This is a genomic window from Tenacibaculum singaporense (assembly GCF_003867015.1).
Lineage (GTDB): Bacteria > Bacteroidota > Bacteroidia > Flavobacteriales > Flavobacteriaceae > Polaribacter > Polaribacter singaporensis.
Map to the genome: position 1 here is coordinate 2,278,375 of NZ_CP032548.1, position 18,959 is coordinate 2,297,333.

Genomic DNA, 18,959 nt, shown 5'->3' on the forward strand with positions numbered 1-18,959 from the left:
AAAAGAATAAATACTTTACTACTTAAAATTGTATAAAATTAACATCTGTAGTTATTTTGCGATATGCTAAAGGAGTAAGGTTAAAGCTTTTTTTGAATGAAGCTATAAAATGACTCTGATCATAAAACCCTGAATCAATTGCTATTTGAGTTATCGAGCTTTCTTTTTTTATTATTTGAATTAATGCTTTATTCAATTTTACTGTTTTTATATAATTGCCCAATGAAGTGTAAAAATATTTGGGGAATTGTCGGGATAAATGAACAGGATGAATGTTTAACTCTATAGCTAAATCAGAAAGTGAGGTACAAAGTTCTGGTTGTTCATGTATAATTTCTAAAATTTTAGCAACCCATCTTGGTCGCTTTTCTTTTTGATCTTCTGATTCTTTTTCAATAGCACCAAACGTATTTAGGAGTAACATTTCTATACTAATTTTTGAAAACTCATCCCTTTTCTTAGTCTCTAAGAATATTTTATAAATGTGCTGTTTTATATATGGATTTTCAACCTGAATACTTCCTTCTGCATTTGATAAAGAGATATCAAAATTAGTAAACCAATCTTTGGTAAGTTCTATATGAAAGCCTCTTGTATGCTCTGGTGGTTTAATATTATAATGTGCATCTTGCCAATTATGAAACACTAAGCTTCCTGATTCTAAATAATACGATTCTTTTTTATTCGCTTCATATAATTTACCCTCTAACAAGAATGTGAAATATGGATTTTCATGATAATGCCAATCTACTTTATCGTGAGTATAAATTGTATCTGTTACTAAAAATTGATCAAAATTAAGTTTTTGTGTATGAGCCCCGTAATATTTTCCTTTACTAAGTTGTTGCATACTAAGTAGACGAGTAAGAGGGTATAGTGTTACTTTATAGATCAACATAAAAATGATTAATAATAATCATTAAAACAGTGTTCTCGATATTTAATTAATTGTTTATCAATAACATGAATCCCAATACTATTAAAAAACACTCATATGTTTCCTTAAAAATTCGTAAATTTATAGGAAGCATGTTATTGTATTTATTGAATAAACACAATTCAAGGTAACGAAAGTAGCAACCTTCCCTCTTGGTTTTATAAACTTTTTCTTTAAGTATACTGTAGCATTCATAATACTCAAAAGTCATGAATAGATTTACAATCCTTTTCGGTATTTTAGCCATATTCTTACTTGCTGGAATCCGTATAATTTTTGAATATAAAAGAGCCATTAAATTTAGGTTTGGGAAATATATTAAAACCTTAAACCCTGGATTTAGATGGATTATTCCATTTATTGAAACTATACAAATTGTTGACATTCGAGTGATTACTTTCAATATAGATTCTCAAGAAGTAATGACCGAAGATAATGTGCCTTGTAGTATAGATGGAGTTGTTTTCTTTAAGATTAACGATCCTGAACGGGCCGTTTTAGAGGTTGAAGAATATAAGTTCGCCATTACGCAATTAGCACAAGCCGCACTAAGAGATGTTTGTGGTAAAGTTGAGTTAGATACCATACTCTCTAAACGAGAAGAGATGGGAAAAAACATCAAAGAAATAGTAGAGTTGGAAACTAAAGAATGGGGTATTGAAATAATTGATGTTAAAATAAAAGACATACAATTACCTGAAAATATGCGTCGTATGATGGCGAATCAAGCTGAAGCAGAACGTTCTAGAAGAGCGCGTATTATTCTTGCCTTGGCAGAAGAACAAGCTGCTTCTAAACTTTTAGAGGCAGGTAAACTTATAGATCAATCTCCTTCTGCCATTAAACTGCGTTTATACCAAACACTATCAAATATTGCAGCGGAGAAAAACTCAACAATACTATTTCCTTTTCCCGAAGAGATGTTACCAAATCAAGAAAAGAAATCTGAATAGGTTTGTTAGCTATTGGCTTAATTCTGTGAGCTTTTTTGAAAACCAAATATGGTTTTTTATTGTAAACTTATTTGCTAACTCTTTAGCTTTATTCAAATATCGTTTTGCCATATTGGTATCATTACTCTTTTGATACCCTTCAGCTAAAATTAAGTGTAAACTTGCAGAATTGGGGTAATACTCAATTGCTTGTGTTAATAAACTAATTGCTGTAGTAAGATTTTCAGGACTTCCCCAACGTAACAATGCACGTGTTTGACTTTCTATTTTAGATTCTGGAGGAAATATGTCAAAACCATAATGCACTGAAAGACGATCGAAGTGCTTTTTGATATCAACAGGAGTGGTACCTCTATTGAGATGGTAAATATTCTGTCTGTTCCATATATCCTCTGAATATATGTGCTTAAAAGCATTTTTTATTCCTTTCGCTGCCATTTCATAGTGTCCGTCACCTTCTATAATTTCAAATTTAAAGCGAATATTTTCATTTTTCGCAGCTATTAGTTGTGCCTCATACTCCGAAAATTGTGTTCCCCATTTCTGATTGAAATCAACATCTTTACTTCCCATTCCTAAATAAACTGTAGCTTTAGAGTGCGATTTATCTTTCATCGCCTCCATCAGCTTTTCTCCTTTCGATTGACTTTTGCTATAATTAAAATATAAATCAGCTGCTAAAAATATATACGAATCAAAAATATTGGGTTGATTATAAAAGGCTTCATGTAAAGGACCATTTGAAGGTGATAAGCCTATAATAGTTTTGTGATTTGCTACTCGGTAATTTTTTTTTACATAAGGTATCACAACATGTTGCAAGAAGTGAAGATAATCGGGAGCTTTGTTTTCATAAAACCCGCTACCTCTATTCGCTCCAGAAGTCATTTGGAAGCGATTGTTTAAATTCCCATTATTGGTAAGTCCCACAATAATACTTTTAGGCATAAAATCTGTTTCAGCCAACAGGTTATTAATTGAACGGGTTAATTCAAACATTGCCATGTGATCTGCATCCATCACAAATATTACTGGGTAGTTCTGTATTTCTTGACTGTAATTTTCAGGCAGAGAAATCAAAAGTTCTCTCTCCTCTCCTAGCTTTTTACTATACAATTTTACCTTGCTAGCAAGTGTTATTGAATTGTTATTCTCAACATGTGGTTTTGGGGTTGTTAATCCATCTTTTTGTTGTGCATTACTACAAGAAAAACAACATAATACAGCTACTAACACTAACGATTTAATAAAGTTCATACTATTTTTTATTTTGAATTATGACACGAATTAAACCTCAAAACAGCTTGTTTTTTAAGAAAATAGAAGAATCAAAACTATCAGTCGTTATATAGCCTTAATTCATCAGTATTTTAGTTTATATACCGTTTACAACTATTTATATACAGGTGTTGCTAGTTTAGAGAAAAGATTAAGTAATCTTATTATTCATTTTATCCTCTCTAATCACGATCCTTCAACACCTTAAAACGTTCGTTATAACTTTCAAACTCATCATTATTGTTGTAAATACTAACTAATTCAATGGCTTTCTTCCCTTCTTTAAGTGCTAATTGTTGCTGTCCTTCTTTTTTATAGGCTTCTGCTAAAGCCATATGCATAAAAGCAGAGTTGGGGAAATATTGTATACCTAGCAGGGCCAAATTCTTTAACTGTTGGTATTTACCCCATTTTTGTGCCAATTGAATATGCCCTGAAATACTAAAACCGTAACCATGTGCATTTTCTATAGGGTAAATAGTAAACCCATATATTGAAGACAATTTATCATAATATGCTTTGTAATAGCTGTGTGCAAAATTTTCATTTTTTTGCCAGCCAGCTAATCCAGAGTTTCGCCACAAGCTATTGGGATAAATCGCTTCTAAACCAGATCTAATTCCAGCCAACGCCATTAAGTAATGCTCTTCATCCTTAATAATATCTACCTTAATTTTAACATTATTAACCGTATAGTTTTTTAATTTCTGAATAGCTTCTTCAAAAGCTTCCTTTGATCCAGGGTAATCAGGAAAATCACTTTCTGCCCTTCCAAAATAAAATGTTGATCGCTGATAGTCAGAGTTATCATTCTTTGCCATGATTTCATCTATTATTTTCGTTCCCATCTCTCTATCCCACTCTAAATGTGCAGACAACGCAATATAACCATTGAACATATCTGGTTGTCTTAAAAATGCTTGATATAAAAAGCCTGTTGTGGGTGATAATCCTATGATTGTCCTATGAGAATTAACTCGGTAGTTACTTTGGATGTAAGGGATAAGCTCTTTTTTGAAAAACTCCAAGGTTTTATCAGGTGTACCTTTCCACCTTTCATAATTGAACTCGTGACGTTTATCATATTCACCGTTGGTCAAACCAATTACAATTGATTCAGGCATTTTACTTCTTGATGCCATATACTTGGTAATGGTCTGGGTGGCTTCAAATAAGTATTCTGCCTCAAGCACAAAAACTACAGGGTAGTCTTGCACGTGCTCATTGTATTTCGGAGGCAGAGAAATAAAAAGTTCTCTCTCCTCCCCTAGCAGTTTGCTATACAATTTCACCTTGCTACCAATAGTAATAGACTTGTTATTTTCAACTTGTGATTTTTGAGATATTACCTGTTCTTTTTGCTGTGCGTTGCTACAAGAAAAGCAGCACAACACAGCTACTAATACTAGCGATTTAATAAAGTTCATACTATTTTTTTCTTTTGAATTACACCACGAATTAAACCTTAAAACAGCTTGTTTTTAAAGAAATAGAAGAACTAGAGCTATTAGTCGCTATATAGTCTTAATTCATCAGTGTATTTATTTATATACCGTTTACAACTATTTATATACTGGTATTGCTTGTTTAGAGATTAACTACTACTTGTAAATTTTAATTTCCTATTTTTAAAACCTATGAAACTATATAAAATCTATACCCAAAGTAGAATACTGCAACATATTACCTTCTGGATAGTATTATTTGCTATTTATATTCTTTCTTATAGCGGTAACAGCGAGTATTTTATATATTATGCTAAGAATAATGGACTCAAGTTTCCTTTTTATATAGTTGCTGCCTATACCCTTAACTATTGGCAGGTTCCTAAGTTTTTAAGTAAGAAAAAATATACTTTGTTTATCTTAACGTTTGTCCTTACTTCCTTTACACTTGTATTTTCATTCAAATTAGTTTTGAATATCCAATCCGGATATGAAATGCATGTTTTCAACTTATTAAGCTACCTCTCTAAAACCTTAATGTTTTATACTCCTGCTCTATTAATTTACGGGTATCAAACACATCAAAAACAACAGCAAGAAAAAGATCGCTTGTTGTTATTACGACAGGAGAAATTAGACACTGAGCTAAAATATTTAAAGGCTCAATTGAATCCACATTTCTTGTTTAATACGCTTAATAATCTTTACTCTTTTGTTATTACTAATTCACCCAAAGCTGGTGATATGATTTTACAACTTTCTGAAATTTTAGATTATGTACTCTATAAAAGTCAGACAAGTTTTATTAATATCAATGAAGAAATAAAATGTATTGAAAACTATATCAGCCTTGAAAAAATACGTTATGGGGAGCGCCTACATGTTGAGTTACACAAACCCACAACAATCGTAAATAAGCAAATAGCTCCTTTGTTATTACTTTCTATTGTTGAAAACGCTTTTAAACACGGAGCTAGTGGTAATTTAGCCAATCCAACAATTAAAATTGTAATACATACCGATCAAGAAACTATTTATTTTGATGTTTGGAACACTAAAAACAACGATTTACAAGGAGCGATAAATGATTCTTATAAAGAAGGAATTGGATTGAGTAATATTAAGCGCCAACTCAATTTGTTATACCCAGATAAGCACGTATTAACAATTGAAGATACCACTAACGATTTCAACCTAAAACTTCAACTAAAAACAATATAACTATGGCTATAAGATGTTTATTAATAGATGACGAACCACCAGCAATTGAGTTATTAAAAAAGCACATTAGTACGCTACCTGACGTTGAAATTGTAGGGACTTGTTATAGTACTATAGAAGCCTCTAGCATACTAGCAAATCAAAAAGTTGATTTGATCTTTTTAGACATTCAAATGCCAGTTCTTACAGGTTTAGAGTTTTTAAAAACTAAAAAGGATCTTCCTAAAGTTATCCTTACCACGGCATATAGAGAATATGCGGTAGAGAGTTATGAGTACGATGTGATTGATTATCTCTTAAAGCCTATATCCTTTACTCGCTTTTTTAAAGCAATAGAAAAGTATTATCAAAAATCAGATAGTATAGCTCATACGCCTCTCTCTATTGAGCACAACAACACAGCGTATATACATGTAAACATTAATAAAAAAATACACAAAGTGTTGTTAGCTAACATTCTTTATATTGAAAGCTTAAAAGACTATGTTAAAATTCATACCAAGGAAAAAACACTGATTGTAAAATCAAATATTGGGAGTATTGAACAGCAACTTCCAACCTCACAATTTGTTAGGGTACACAGATCATATATTGTAGCAATTGATAAAATAACCGCCTATACCAACCTTGATATTGAAATTGGCGCTATTGAAATTCCTATTGGGCAAACCTATAAGGAGAAAGTGAAGATGTTGTATAATATACCTTAACTTTTCTAATAATGTAATCACAAAAAATGTTCCACTAAAATTGGAAAACTTTAATGGAACACATTAAAAAAATAGTCAGCTAATACTATTGTTCTTCCGCTATCAATTCTTTTTTCTTTAAAAGAATTTCTTTGCTATCTACGGTTTCAAATAAATCATGAAGAAGGTATTGCGACGAACTAGGAATTACTTCTTTTAAATAGTGTAATAAATCCTTCGTTGTAGCATATCTATTCGTAGTTGCTTTTATTTTTCCGTTGTAGGTATTCCAATCTTCAATAAATCGTTGTAACGCCAAATTCACCTTATCCTCTCCAATCTTATCTTGTAAGATATACATTGCCAAAGCACCTTTGTTGTAATATACATAGTCTTGATTTCCTACCAATGCTAATGAAGGTTCTGGAGTTTTCGTTTTCTTTCGTTCTCTATTATAGGTTTCTTCTTGATATGCTAAAAACTGTGTTACTTTTTCTTTCGGGTAATTGTTTTTTAACACCATTAAGGCGCCGTATTGTGCTAAGGTTTCTAAAATCATGTGTTTTCCTTGCACATTAGCTGCTTCTATCTGCATTCCCCACCATTGATGCGCCACTTCATGTGCCGTTACATAAAATGCCATATCTACATCTTTCTCATCATCAATATCCAACACAAAACCAATCGCTTCAGAAAACGGAATCGTCCCCGGAAAAGACTGCGCAAACTCTGCATATCTAGGAAATTCCATAATGCGTAGTTGTTTATACTGATACGGACTGAAATGAGTGCTAAAATACTCGAGCGATTTTTTCATAGAAAGCATCATTCTATCTAGATTGTAATTGTGCTTTTTATGGTAGTAAATTTCTAAATCTACCACCTTGTCTTTATATAGCCATTTATCTTTTACAGTAGTATATTTAGCAGAAACAACGCTATAAAAATTAATCATCGGCTGGTTCATTTTATAGTGGAAATAGTTGCGTTCTCCCTCTTTCCACTGCTTGATTAAATTTCCAGGAACCACCGCTGTTTGATCTGAAGCTGTCCCGATAACCATTTCGAAGTGTATTCCGTCAGAATCACTTCCTGAACGCGCGTTTACAAGTTCATTGGCATCTTCTCTCCTAACCTTATTCAATCTTGGTGCTAGCTGAAATTTCGCTCGCTCGTCGGCATCTCTAAGTTCGTATTTTCTATTGTAGCCTATTGTAGGAAATTCCTCATTGTTAAAAAACGTTCCGTTGTGTACTATATGCGTTTTTGGGCTTTCATCACTAAACCCTTTTGGTGTATAGCTTTGCTTAAAACTCATCTTTATAGAGTCGTTAGGTTGTAATCCTTCTGATAAAGTATAAACGGTATATTCAAATGGATTGTACGGAGTACTTTTTACCGTAGCACCATCAAAGGTTACGGAGTCTAATTGTACATGTGATGCTATTAATTTTTGAATATGAATTTCATTGATAGGTTCATCAAACGTATTTTTTAGCATATAATAACCTTCAACGCTATAAGCTCTTGTTTTAGGGTACAGTTCTACTTTTAAATTTACTGCTGTAATCTTTGGTTGCGGAAGGTATTCAAACGATTTTAACGTCTTTTCGTAGTTAACTCTAAAGGCTATTTCTTCAGTATTGGTCCAATAATCGTTAAGAATATTGGTATTGTAAAATATATAGCTTCCTATACCCCAAAAAAGCATTCCTGCAACGATTAAATACTGTATCAGTGGTTTTGTCATACGGTATTTTATAGCTTTTAAACGTTTTATAAGATGCGTTTCTGTACCTCTTGTTATTAATAACGCACTAATGATTAATAACATGATACCAAACACGAACCAATAGACTTTAATCCACAAATAAGGTTGTAAAAAATGTCCATAACCATTCATTGCTGAATACGTACCTAAAGTTTTACCTCCAAACTTGTATAAACTGTGTTGAAACCCAAGATATTCTGAAGCAATATTCGCGATGAAAAACAGTAGGACTAAAAAGATACCCACAAATTTATGATTACTAATTGCTTGGAAGAAAAAGGCTACAAAGGTATATAGCATTAAGAAAGGTAGAATTTCTACAAAGAATCCGTAAAAATAAATAGCTAACTCAAATTGATAGTATCCATTAGCCATCTGAAACAGGATTCCTGTAGCAATCAAACTTAACATCAACACCATATAAATAACAATAAGAGCAATAAATTTACTGGTAAAAGCAGTCACATCTGAAATGGAGGTAGCATCGTATATCAGATTCAGTTTAACAGTGCGTTCTTTCCAGATAAGTTCTCCTGAGTAAAATATAAGAATGATGATAAAAAAATACATCGACATTTCTTGTAATTCTTCAACTATAAAATAGGTTGCAGGGTAACTATCTACATCATAAACAGTTCCTAAATTTACAGAGTTAATAAGAATAATGATGATTCCGCAAATAGCAATTGCCCAAAATGATGTTTCTTTCAACAATGATTTTACATAAAACTGAGAAAGCTTTAGCAACTGTAAACACTGAGTTTTAAAATTATAATTAATGTTTATGGTAGGAATTGGATAGTTCATTTTTGTAGAACTCTTTGACTTTTTCTCTAACTCTACTTTTTTTTGTTTTGGTATTTTAGTTAATAAGCTAAACGAAAATTTACGGTAACCAATAAATAAGATAACTATACCTAACAAACTCCAAAACAATTTATTGTACAATACCACCCCACTAAATGATATTTCAAATGTATTCCGTTCTACAGCTGATAAATCTTTAGCTACCTGTGTTAAGGTAGTTAACGAAAAAGGATCTAAAATAGCTTGTAAAAATTCATTTGTTACCGCTTTAGTTAGTAAGAAGACAACAAATAAGATGATTCCTTGTGTGTAAACAACTAACAATTTTCTACTCAACATTCCAGATACAAAAAATAGGCTAGCTCCAAAAAACAGTATGGGAAAAACTATAATTACAAACGATTGTATATAGGTAACTGTATTGAATGGTAACATATCTTTATGCCAAGGCATATGCTCACCTACCATCATACCGAATAATACCCCACTAAAAATGATTAATAACACGGTAAAAGAACCTAAAAATCGTCCTAATAAATAATCTCGTTTTTTAATGGGATTTGTAAATAATAATGCTTCTATATTATACTGATAATCGCGAAGTACAGGAACTCCCATAATCATAGATGCCATAATCATAAAAATGCCTGTAATTGCTCCCATGGTTTTAGCAACGATTAATGGGCTATTTTTCTTCATCAATCCAATTTCTACTCCTTGAAAAACAAAGTCAACACCAACGATTGAAAACAAAAAGAGAAATACAAAAAACACATACGTTTCTGGACGTTTAGCTCTATACTTTAGTTCAAATTTGAATATTTCGTACCACATAATGTTACCTGTATTAATAGTTATTAATTTGTGAGAAATACACATCTTCTAATCCAGCAGGTATGGGCATAAACCCATTCTTGGGGTCAGATTCACTTACAATATTTATGATTGGTTTTCCTAGAAATAACTTTTCATTAATAACCGTATACTCTTGTTTATACCACTCTAACTCTTGTTTCTTAATTGTTTTTTGGTATACTTTTCCTTCTAGATTTTCTATTAGTTTTAAAGGACTTCCTTTTAATACTACTTGTCCCTGATTGATGATAGCCATATTGGTACACAATTCTTTAACATCCTCTACAATATGTGTTGATAAAATAACAATCGTATTTTCACCAACCTCACTTAACAAGTTGTAAAACCTATTACGTTCTGCAGGGTCTAATCCTGCAGTAGGCTCATCAACTATAAGTAATTTAGGGCTGTTAAGTAAGGCTTGTGCAATACCAAAACGTTGCTTCATTCCTCCCGAATAACCATCTAAGTTTCGTTTTTTTGCCTCATACAAGTTTGTTTTGTGCAATAATGCTTTTACCAGTTCATCTCGCTCTTTTTTATTGGTAATTCCTTTTAATACTGCCAAATGATTTAATAACGCTTCAGCAGATACTTTTGGGTATACACCAAACTGTTGTGGTAAATAACCGAGTACTCTTCTTACCGCATTCTTATTGTTTGTAACATTTAGATTATCAAGTACTACAGATCCTTCATCAGCATCTTGTAAAGTGGCAATAGTTCGCATTAAAGTTGATTTTCCTGCTCCGTTAGGTCCTAATAAACCAAACATTCCTTTAGGAATTTCTAACGATACATTTTGCAGTGCTTTTACACCATTTGCATAAGTTTTACTTAAATTTTTAATGGTTAAACTGTTCATTTTTTTGAGTGTTTAATTGATATTGAACAAACCTAACCTTACCCTTTCTACTAGTAAAAGTTATGTGATGAATCTACAGTCCTAAGTGATACAAATAGTACTATAGGCTATAAAAGCATTTTATCACAGTTAACCATATTCTTATCCCTACAAATGCAATGTTTGTCAACTAATTTGTAAGGCGTATTTTATTTGACTAATATTGACTTATGAATTTTAGAATTACGGATAAAAAGAAGGCTATTATAAAGCGTGTTTATAAAATATCTCTTGTCTTAATAGGTGTTGTCATTGTTCTTTTTAATGACACTTTTGGTAAGCTAGAAGGCTTTGTAGAATTTATAACGCTCTATTTTTTAGTGTTATTCTTTACTTTTTTTTATTGGTTGTTTAAACAAATAAAATCGATTATTCGTTTAAAAAATGAAAAAACAAAAACTGAGTTGATGCATCTAAAAAGTCAGGTTAATCCTCATTTCTTTTTTAATACACTTAACAACCTTTATGGTTTAGTAGGTAAAGATGCTGAAAAAGCGCAAGAGCTTATTTTAAAGCTTTCCGATATGATGCGTTACAGTGTTTATGATGGCGAAAAAGACACGGTTTTACTTTCTGAAGAAGTAACTTATCTACAAAATTATATAGAACTCCATAAAATGCGTTATCATAAAACTATTGATATACAATTCAACATTGATATAACAGATAACGATCACAAAGTAATGCCCTTACTTTTTATTATCCTTTTAGAGAATGCCTTTAAACATGGCGTAGAAAACTTGAGAAAGAACGCTTATGTGCATTTAAATTTGACAGCTCATCAAAATGCTATAAATTTTGAAATTGAGAATAATTTTGATGCTACAGAAGAAAGTCAAGAAGAAGGCATTGGTTTGCAAAACTTAAAACGAAGATTAGAATTGGTGTATCCAAAAAATCATACATTGACTACTTCTAAGACTGATGATATCTATTACGCTAAACTGAATATTACAAACCTATGATTAAGTACATTATTGTAGACGATGAACATATTGCCCACGATATTATTAAAGGCTATTGCGATTTATTACCAACTATGGAACTCAAAAAGCATTGTTACGATGCTATTGAAGCTTTAGAGTATTTAAACAAACATCAAGTAGATTTAATCTTCTTGGATTTAAATATGCCTAAACTAAAAGGATTTGAGTTTTTAAAAACATTGGCTTCTCCTCCTAAAGTAATCGTTACTACAGCCTACAAGGAGTTTGCCCTTGAAGGTTACGAGCTTAATATAGTTGATTATCTGCTTAAACCTTTTGGTTTTGAACGTTTTTTAAAAGCGGTTAATAAAGTAATTGGTACTCCACAAAATACTCAAATACAAAACGTCCCTAAAAACAATACTGAAAATACCAATAGTATATTTCTTCGCAGTAATAAAAAGTATATTCAAGTTACACTTGATACCATTCAATATATAGAAGCTGCCGGAAACTACACAAAAATAGTTACCACTAATAATACGGTTACTATAAGAGAAAAGATATCCGATGTATTACAGTCTCTACCAGAAAATGATTTTTTACAAGTGCATAAATCGTTTGCTGTAACTAAAAAATATATTCACAGTATTGAAGGTAATAGAATTTTGATAGGAGATCATGTTATTCCTATTGGAAAAATGTACAAAATGAATATCGATAAATTATTGAGCTAATTACCTATCCTACTTCTAATCTTCTCATTTTCAATAAACAAAACAATCTTATAGTCGCTTAACAAAACTTTAACGACTATAAAAATAGTTTTATTACTACAACTATAGTTATAGTAATAAAATAATACTATATTTGCTGCATGAATGAACTTACAAAAGCTGAAGAACAAATAATGCAATACGTATGGAAGCTAGACAAAGCTTTCTTAAAAGATATTGTAGAGCAATTTCCTGAACCCAAACCTGCTTATACTACTATATCAACAGTAGTACGTGTTTTGGTAAAAAAAGGGTTTCTCAATTTCGAAACCTTTGGTAAAGTACGACAATACTCACCTACTATTAGTAAAGAACAGTATTTTAAAAAGCATTTTAAAAATGTAATTGGTAGTTTTTTCAGTGGCTCTAAGAGTAAGTTTGCTATGTTTTTTACAGAAAATGAAGATTTTAACCTTACAGAGTTAGAAGAAATCAAAAGCCTGATAGAGAATAAAATAGAAACCTTAAAAGAAAAGAATGACTAGTTTTTTTATCTATTTAGCTCAAAGTAGCCTTGTATTTTCTTGCTTGTACATACTCTATGTCACAGTAAGTAGTAAAGTAACTTTTCATCAAACCAATCGATTTTTATTACTCATACTACCTATTGTTTCTTTATTAGCTCCACTATCTTACTTGCTAACATTTGAAGCACCATCAACCATAATACAAATTCCACAATTTAGTGAATTTATAGAAAATAGTGAAACTGTCTTGGTAGATACTATTGAAGAAACAAGTACACAAACCTATAATTTCAAAACCATCCTTTTCAGTTTGTATTTGCTAGGTAGTTCGTTTGTACTTTTACGCACCTTACATTCACTTTGGTTACTCTTTCTTTTAAAAAAGCAATCAAAAGTTACATTTAGCAATAATTTTCAGCTAATACACACCAATTATACCAGTACTTTTTCATTCTTTAATTGGATATTCATTTCTAAACATATAAATCCTACAGAAAATACATTAATAATTGAACACGAAAAAGCTCATGTGAAATTAAAACACTCTATAGATGTGTTACTTGCTGAAACCTATATTGTATTCTTTTGGTTTAATCCGTTAGTGTACATGTATCGAAAATCGTTAAAGTCTATACACGAATATCAAGCAGATAGTTGGGTGTTAAACGGAACCACCAAAACATCTAACTATTTAGCAGTTCTTTTACAAAACATTGAAAAAGAAACAGCAACTTCAAATAGCTTGTATAGCTATTTTAATCAATCAGTAATCAAAAAGCGAATAGATATGATCACAAAGAAGCCTACGGCTAAGGTGTACAAACTCACCTACTCAGTATTCATTATGGGTGCTGTAAGTCTTTGTTTGGCATTTACAAAGCCAAACACAACTGAAAAGCTCTTACCTAGTACAACTCCACAATTAGCTAAGGGGTTTGTGCTTAATCCTCCTACTCTTTTTCCTGTGCAAGGGAAAAGTAAAAAAGACATTAGTAGTACCTATGGAAAGAGAAGAAACCCGTTGAAAAATGGAAAAAAAATGATGCATAACGGTATTGACATCAAGGCTCCAATAGGAACGCCTGTTATTGCTACTGCCGATGGTGTTATTGCCAAAGCTGCTGACCAAAACAAATGGGGAAACCTAATCGTAATTGAACATAGCGATGGGTACCAAACTTGGTATGCACACTTGCAAAAGTTCAACGTTACCAAAAACCAATCTGTTAAAAAAGGAGATGTTATTGGGTATGTTGGTAACACTGGTGCATCTTTAGGCGCACACTTACATTATGAAGTGCATTATAAAGAAGTGCAGGTAAACCCAATAAACTTTATTAAAAAATAATTTTACAAACTCATCTTATTAAAGCAATTCTCCCATAAAATCAATGGGAGAATTTTGTTTAACAATATATTTAAAGGTGATAGGCTTATAATTAAACGAAAAACTGCTTAAGAAAACACTTAAGCAGTTTTAAATTATAAATCGTTCATTGAAGAATGATTAACAAATATAATTCATAGTATCAGGCTGATAACAACATACTTTTACACCATTTTGATAGATATAAGAACCATCTCCTCCACATTCTTTAGGGAAAGGAAAAGGTCCTCCTCCTTTAATATTTTTTAATGTTGTTTTTGTTAATTCTTGAGATCCTTCTACGTTTAAAATCACTTTTTTCATTATAAAGTTTTTTGGGGTTAAAATATTTATTTCACGTCCCTAAATTAATCTTAAAAAAAAAGGTTTACAGCTAAAAAGCCTTACTTTTGGTAAGGAAAAACCATACTTTTAATTACGCTTCGCCCTCCTCCATAAGAGCTTCTAATCTTCTTTCTGGAACTAACCAAATAAAGGCTACCACAATATAACACAGTATGGCACCCCATGTGTACATATAAGCAAATGGTATAGCCACTATATATAGAAATAAAGAAGCATATTCTTTTAATCCATTAGTGCATAGTTTAGATAATGCATAATTATCATCATGGTATTTAATCAATACTCTTTCTAAGATAAAATAAGCTACAGCACTCATTAATAAAACAAAACCGTAAGTAGCTACAGGTAAGGCTTCGTAATAATTTTCGTGCTCTCCTACCCAACTTGTTGTAAATGGAATTAAAGACAGCCAAAACAGTAAATGTAAGTTAGCCCATAATATACCTCCATTGACCTTTTTTGTTACCTGCATTAAATGGTGATGATTATTCCAATATATTCCTAAATAAATAAAACTTAGTAAGTAACTTATAAATACGGGGGCTACAGAAAGTAATCCTTTAAATGTAGTATCTTCCGGTGCTTTCATTTCTAATACCATTATGGTAATTACGATAGCTAAAACACCATCACTAAATGCTTCTAATCTACCTGTTTTCATATAACTATTTGTTGGTTAATATTTTATTATCCTCCAAAACGTCGCTGTTCTGGTAAGGGGATTCGATCTGTCTCTTTTGGTACAGAAGGAAATTTATTACTCTTCCAGTCTTCTTTTGCTTGTTCTATCAATTCTTTATTAGAAGCTACAAAGTTCCACTCAATAAAACGCTCCTCTTTAAAAGGTTCTCCTCCAAAAATATATATAGTTGAATTGGCTGCAATTTCAAAACTACACAACGTACTATCTTTTGCTACTAATAATTTTTTGGACTCATAAGTATGTCCATCACTAGTAATACTTCCATCTAAAATATATAGGGCACTTTCACCAAACAAATGTTCTCCTATAGTAATTGTTTTCTTCTCACTCGATTTAATTTCTATAAAAAATAGTGAACTATATACTGGAACAGGAGATTGCTTTCCAAACGCTTTTCCTGCGATGAGCTTAAACTGTACTCCATCGTTCTCCCAACTAGGAATCTTTTCTGAAGAAACATGTGCAAAAGAAGGTTCGCATTGCTCTTCATTCAGAGGTAAAGCTACCCATATTTGTAAACCATGAAGCCTTTTAGTTGAATTCCTTAATCGTTCAGGAGTTCTTTCAGTATGTACTACACCTTTTCCTGCTGTCATCCAATTTACAGCTCCCGGAGTTATTTCAATTTCAGTTCCTATACTATCACGGTGTACTATAGCTCCTTCAAACAAAAAAGTAAGTGTTGATATACCTATATGAGGATGCATATTAACATCTAAATTATCTTTTTCGTTGAGTTTTACTGGTCCCATATGATCAATAAAAATAAAAGGGCCTACCATTCGTTTTTGCCTAAATGGTAACAAACGACCTACTAGGAAATTACCAATATTTGCTGCTCGTTCTTCAATTATTAGTTTCGTATTAGACATAAATAATTCTATCTGTTTTTATTGTTTTTGTAATCTCTATTTTATATACTTTTTAAATATACCATTATTACCGCAAACAACTGTAATATAAACTGTTAAGTTAATTTTGTTTGAAATAACACTTTGATATCACTCCTTTTTTCACTATATTACATTGACTAACAACACCTTAAAACCTTAAACCATGATGGACAGAAAAACTTTTATTCAAAAATCAATAGCAGGGATGCTGTTAGCGTTACCTGCATATATGCTTATAGGATGTTCCTCTGATCCTGATAACGATCCAAGTCCTACTCCTGACCCTAATCCAACCCCATCTGGTAACTGTATAAATAATGGAACCAATAGCGCTATTAGTGCTAATCATGGACATAGCTTATCTGTTTCTAAAGAAGATGTACAAGCTGGAGTACAAAAATCATATTCAATACAAGGAAGTTCTCCTCACAATCATACAGTGACTTTAACTGCTGCTAATTTTTCTTCCTTACAAAGTAATAATTCGATTAGTGTTTCTTCCACAAATGATGATGGTCACACACATTCAGTTACAGTATCTTGTGCTTAAATAATATTTAAAAATAAAAAAACAGCTTTTTGTAAAAGCTGTTTTTTTATTGCTAATCTTCTAGATATCCGAATTTCCCGGTGTTGAAGTCTTGAAATGCTTCTATCAACTCTTGTTTAGTATTCATTACAAACGGACCATGTGCAGCAATAGGTTCATTTAATGGTTCACCGCTTAATACTAGAACAACTGTATCTTCTAAAGCTTCTATTGTAAATGTATCTCCATCATTTGCAAACAATGCAAAGTGATCTTGAAAAACATCTGTCTCCTCATTTATCTTTACACTTCCTTCTACAGGTAAAATTGAAGTAGTATAATGAGCCGGAAATGTCAATTGTGTTTTCGCTCCTTTTTTCAACTTCACATTAAACATATTTACAGGCGAAAATGTTGACGCAGGACCTTTATTGCCTTCATATTCTCCTGCAATTACTTCTACTTCTCCTCCATTATTAGCTAATGGTATCCTAGCCATTTCAGCATTTGCTATTGCTTGATATTTTGGCGGACTCATTTTGTCTTTTGCAGGAAGGTTTACCCACAACTGTACCATTTGAAACTCACCTCCAGTTTTGCTCCATTCAGTTTCATGAAACTCTTTGTGTAAAACTCCTGAAGCCGCTGTCATCCATTGTACGTCTCCTTCACCTATAATTCCGCCTCCGCCTGCACTATCACCATGCTCAACACGCCCTTTATAGGCAATCGTCACGGTTTCAAAACCTCTGTGCGGATGTACTCCCACTCCTTTTGGTTTATCAGTTGGAGGAAAATTATATTTTGAATTATAATCTAACATAATAAATGGATCCATACGCTGCATCGTTGAGCTTCCTGGAATAAAATTATGCACTCTAAATCCGTCTCCAACAAAATGTGGAGTTCCTGGTTTTACTACCTTTTCTATACTTCTTGTTTTCATTTTAACTTCCTTTCTTTAATTAATGTAAACTAGCGGCTAATTCCATTTCAAATGAATTATCCAAATAATTACGTTGTATTTCTGGTTTATTTTTAGACCAATACCCTTGTTTAACGCTTTCTGAAAGCGCTGCTTCATCTTTGTATTCAACAATGATTGCTTCAGGGAATAATACTGTAATAATCTTTTGTAGTTTGTTTTTTTCTACCTCTTTAGTGTCTTTAGAGATAGCTAAAACCTTATATGTTTGTTGGTGTAATTTTTCAATGGCTGTTTCGACATCACTAACAGTTGAAACTTGCCAATTCAAAATTTTAGGCATTGTTGTATTTTTTGTTACAACTAATGTTTTTAAATGTCTCATAATAAATCCTTTTTTATTTACTGTAAAATTACAGCAATAAAAAAAGGTATGCATTGACCTATGGTAAGAACGATTTACGATTATCTAACAACCGTAAATCAACAATCACAACTCGTATCTTAATTATTTGGTTTGAAGTTTTCTTCAGCAAGTGATTTACGAACACGACTCAAGCTTTCTGGGGTAATTCCTAAGTAAGAAGCAATCATCCACTGAGGAACTCGCAACATAATATCTGGATACATGCTTACAAAATCTAGATAACGTCTTTTTGCTGATGCTCCTAGTAGTTGACTAATACGTTTGTATAATTGACGAATATGTTTTTGTAATAAATGCTCATTTTTCCTTCTAAAATCAGTATTTATTTCTGATACTTTATTGATAAAGCCTTCATCTAACATTACAACGTGTGTATCTTCAACAGCATCAATATAATAAGTAGACGGTTCTTGAAAGTATACACTACCTCTATCGCTCACAATCCAATTTTCAGTAGCAAACTGTAAAATATTTTCTTTTCCCTCTTCATTTAGGGCATATAAACGTAACAAACCTTTTTCTACAAAAAAGAAATGTGAACACACATCTCCTTCTTTTAATAAAAAATCACTTTTAGAAACGTTTTTTAAAGAAATAAACGATTGTATTTGAAGGTAATCATCTTCTGATAATCCTCCTTTTTCAATAAGATACTTTTTAAAGTTAGGTAGCTCCATACATTGTTGTAATAAGCTACTAAAAATACAGTATTATATACAAT

19 protein-coding genes are annotated in these 18,959 nt (G+C 31.7%); 8 read left to right on the forward strand and 11 right to left on the reverse strand.

The annotated features are described in order from the left end of the window. Positions 1-22 precede the first annotated feature (22 nt). Positions 23-850 (reverse strand): helix-turn-helix domain-containing protein, encoded by an 828-nt coding sequence (locus tag D6T69_RS10135; RefSeq protein WP_125067624.1) that lies wholly within the window; start codon positions 848-850, stop codon positions 23-25. 296 nt (positions 851-1,146) lie between these two features. Here D6T69_RS10135 and D6T69_RS10140 point away from each other — a divergent pair, with 296 nt between their 5' ends. Next, entirely contained in the window at positions 1,147-1,890 is a 744-nt protein-coding gene (locus tag D6T69_RS10140) for a slipin family protein (protein ID WP_125067625.1), read from the forward strand. A gap of 9 nt (positions 1,891-1,899) precedes the next feature. Here the strand turns inward: D6T69_RS10140 and D6T69_RS10145 are convergent, their stop codons facing one another. Further along, positions 1,900-3,147 carry an alpha/beta hydrolase-fold protein gene (locus tag D6T69_RS10145; protein WP_125067626.1) on the reverse strand — a complete coding sequence of 416 codons (1,248 nt, stop codon included), beginning with the start codon at positions 3,145-3,147 and terminating at the stop codon, positions 1,900-1,902. Between the two features lie 203 nt (positions 3,148-3,350). Further along, complete coding sequence (locus D6T69_RS10150; RefSeq protein WP_125067627.1) at positions 3,351-4,595, reverse strand: alpha/beta hydrolase; 1,245 nt, start codon at positions 4,593-4,595, stop codon at positions 3,351-3,353. Positions 4,596-4,805: 210 nt separating this feature from the next. Between D6T69_RS10150 and D6T69_RS10155 the strand changes: the two genes are divergently transcribed. Beyond that, positions 4,806-5,834, forward strand: a complete 1,029-nt coding sequence (locus tag D6T69_RS10155; protein ID WP_125067628.1) for a sensor histidine kinase — start codon at positions 4,806-4,808, stop codon at positions 5,832-5,834. 2 nt (positions 5,835-5,836) lie between these two features. Then, a complete protein-coding gene (locus D6T69_RS10160; protein ID WP_125067629.1) occupies positions 5,837-6,544 on the forward strand; it encodes a LytR/AlgR family response regulator transcription factor in 708 nt (235 codons plus the stop codon). Between the two features lie 85 nt (positions 6,545-6,629). On the opposite strand, the gene D6T69_RS10165 is transcribed toward D6T69_RS10160, so the two are convergent. After that, entirely contained in the window at positions 6,630-9,935 is a 3,306-nt protein-coding gene (locus D6T69_RS10165; protein ID WP_125067630.1) for a M1 family aminopeptidase, read from the reverse strand. Between the two features lie 13 nt (positions 9,936-9,948). Next, the gene (locus D6T69_RS10170; protein ID WP_125067631.1) at positions 9,949-10,821 is read right to left on the reverse strand and encodes an ABC transporter ATP-binding protein; all 873 of its coding nucleotides are present in this window, start codon (positions 10,819-10,821) and stop codon (positions 9,949-9,951) included. A gap of 209 nt (positions 10,822-11,030) precedes the next feature. On the opposite strand from D6T69_RS10170, the gene D6T69_RS10175 reads away from it, so the two are divergent. The 4 genes from D6T69_RS10175 (at position 11,031) to D6T69_RS10190 (ending at position 14,377) form a co-directional block, all read left to right on the forward strand. Continuing rightward, entirely contained in the window at positions 11,031-11,825 is a 795-nt protein-coding gene (locus D6T69_RS10175; RefSeq protein WP_125067632.1) for a sensor histidine kinase, read from the forward strand. Then, positions 11,822-12,523 carry a LytR/AlgR family response regulator transcription factor gene (locus D6T69_RS10180; RefSeq protein WP_125067633.1) on the forward strand — a complete coding sequence of 234 codons (702 nt, stop codon included), beginning with the start codon at positions 11,822-11,824 and terminating at the stop codon, positions 12,521-12,523. Before D6T69_RS10175 ends, D6T69_RS10180 begins: the two co-directional genes overlap by 4 nt. A gap of 140 nt (positions 12,524-12,663) precedes the next feature. After that, positions 12,664-13,047 (forward strand): BlaI/MecI/CopY family transcriptional regulator, encoded by a 384-nt coding sequence (locus D6T69_RS10185; RefSeq protein ID WP_125067634.1) that lies wholly within the window; start codon positions 12,664-12,666, stop codon positions 13,045-13,047. Continuing rightward, entirely contained in the window at positions 13,040-14,377 is a 1,338-nt protein-coding gene (locus D6T69_RS10190) for a peptidoglycan DD-metalloendopeptidase family protein (protein ID WP_125067635.1), read from the forward strand. The genes D6T69_RS10185 and D6T69_RS10190 overlap by 8 nt, the downstream gene beginning before the upstream one ends. A gap of 159 nt (positions 14,378-14,536) precedes the next feature. On the opposite strand, the gene D6T69_RS10195 is transcribed toward D6T69_RS10190, so the two are convergent. From D6T69_RS10195 to D6T69_RS10205, 3 genes are all read right to left on the reverse strand, one after another. Beyond that, positions 14,537-14,719, reverse strand: a complete 183-nt coding sequence (locus D6T69_RS10195) for a hypothetical protein (protein ID WP_125067636.1) — start codon at positions 14,717-14,719, stop codon at positions 14,537-14,539. Positions 14,720-14,831: 112 nt separating this feature from the next. After that, positions 14,832-15,422 carry a TMEM175 family protein gene (locus D6T69_RS10200; protein WP_125067637.1) on the reverse strand — a complete coding sequence of 197 codons (591 nt, stop codon included), beginning with the start codon at positions 15,420-15,422 and terminating at the stop codon, positions 14,832-14,834. Positions 15,423-15,448: 26 nt separating this feature from the next. Then, positions 15,449-16,336 (reverse strand): pirin family protein, encoded by an 888-nt coding sequence (locus tag D6T69_RS10205; RefSeq protein ID WP_125067638.1) that lies wholly within the window; start codon positions 16,334-16,336, stop codon positions 15,449-15,451. A 184-nt stretch (positions 16,337-16,520) separates the two neighbouring features. Between D6T69_RS10205 and D6T69_RS10210 the strand changes: the two genes are divergently transcribed. Further along, a complete protein-coding gene (locus tag D6T69_RS10210) occupies positions 16,521-16,907 on the forward strand; it encodes a hypothetical protein (protein ID WP_125067639.1) in 387 nt (128 codons plus the stop codon). 52 nt (positions 16,908-16,959) lie between these two features. Here the strand turns inward: D6T69_RS10210 and D6T69_RS10215 are convergent, their stop codons facing one another. From D6T69_RS10215 to D6T69_RS10225, 3 genes are all read right to left on the reverse strand, one after another. Next, positions 16,960-17,832 carry a pirin family protein gene (locus tag D6T69_RS10215; RefSeq protein ID WP_125067640.1) on the reverse strand — a complete coding sequence of 291 codons (873 nt, stop codon included), beginning with the start codon at positions 17,830-17,832 and terminating at the stop codon, positions 16,960-16,962. A 19-nt stretch (positions 17,833-17,851) separates the two neighbouring features. Beyond that, positions 17,852-18,196 carry a hypothetical protein gene (locus D6T69_RS10220; protein WP_125067641.1) on the reverse strand — a complete coding sequence of 115 codons (345 nt, stop codon included), beginning with the start codon at positions 18,194-18,196 and terminating at the stop codon, positions 17,852-17,854. A gap of 119 nt (positions 18,197-18,315) precedes the next feature. Further along, the gene (locus D6T69_RS10225) at positions 18,316-18,915 is read right to left on the reverse strand and encodes a Crp/Fnr family transcriptional regulator (RefSeq protein WP_125067642.1); all 600 of its coding nucleotides are present in this window, start codon (positions 18,913-18,915) and stop codon (positions 18,316-18,318) included. Positions 18,916-18,959 lie beyond the last annotated feature (44 nt).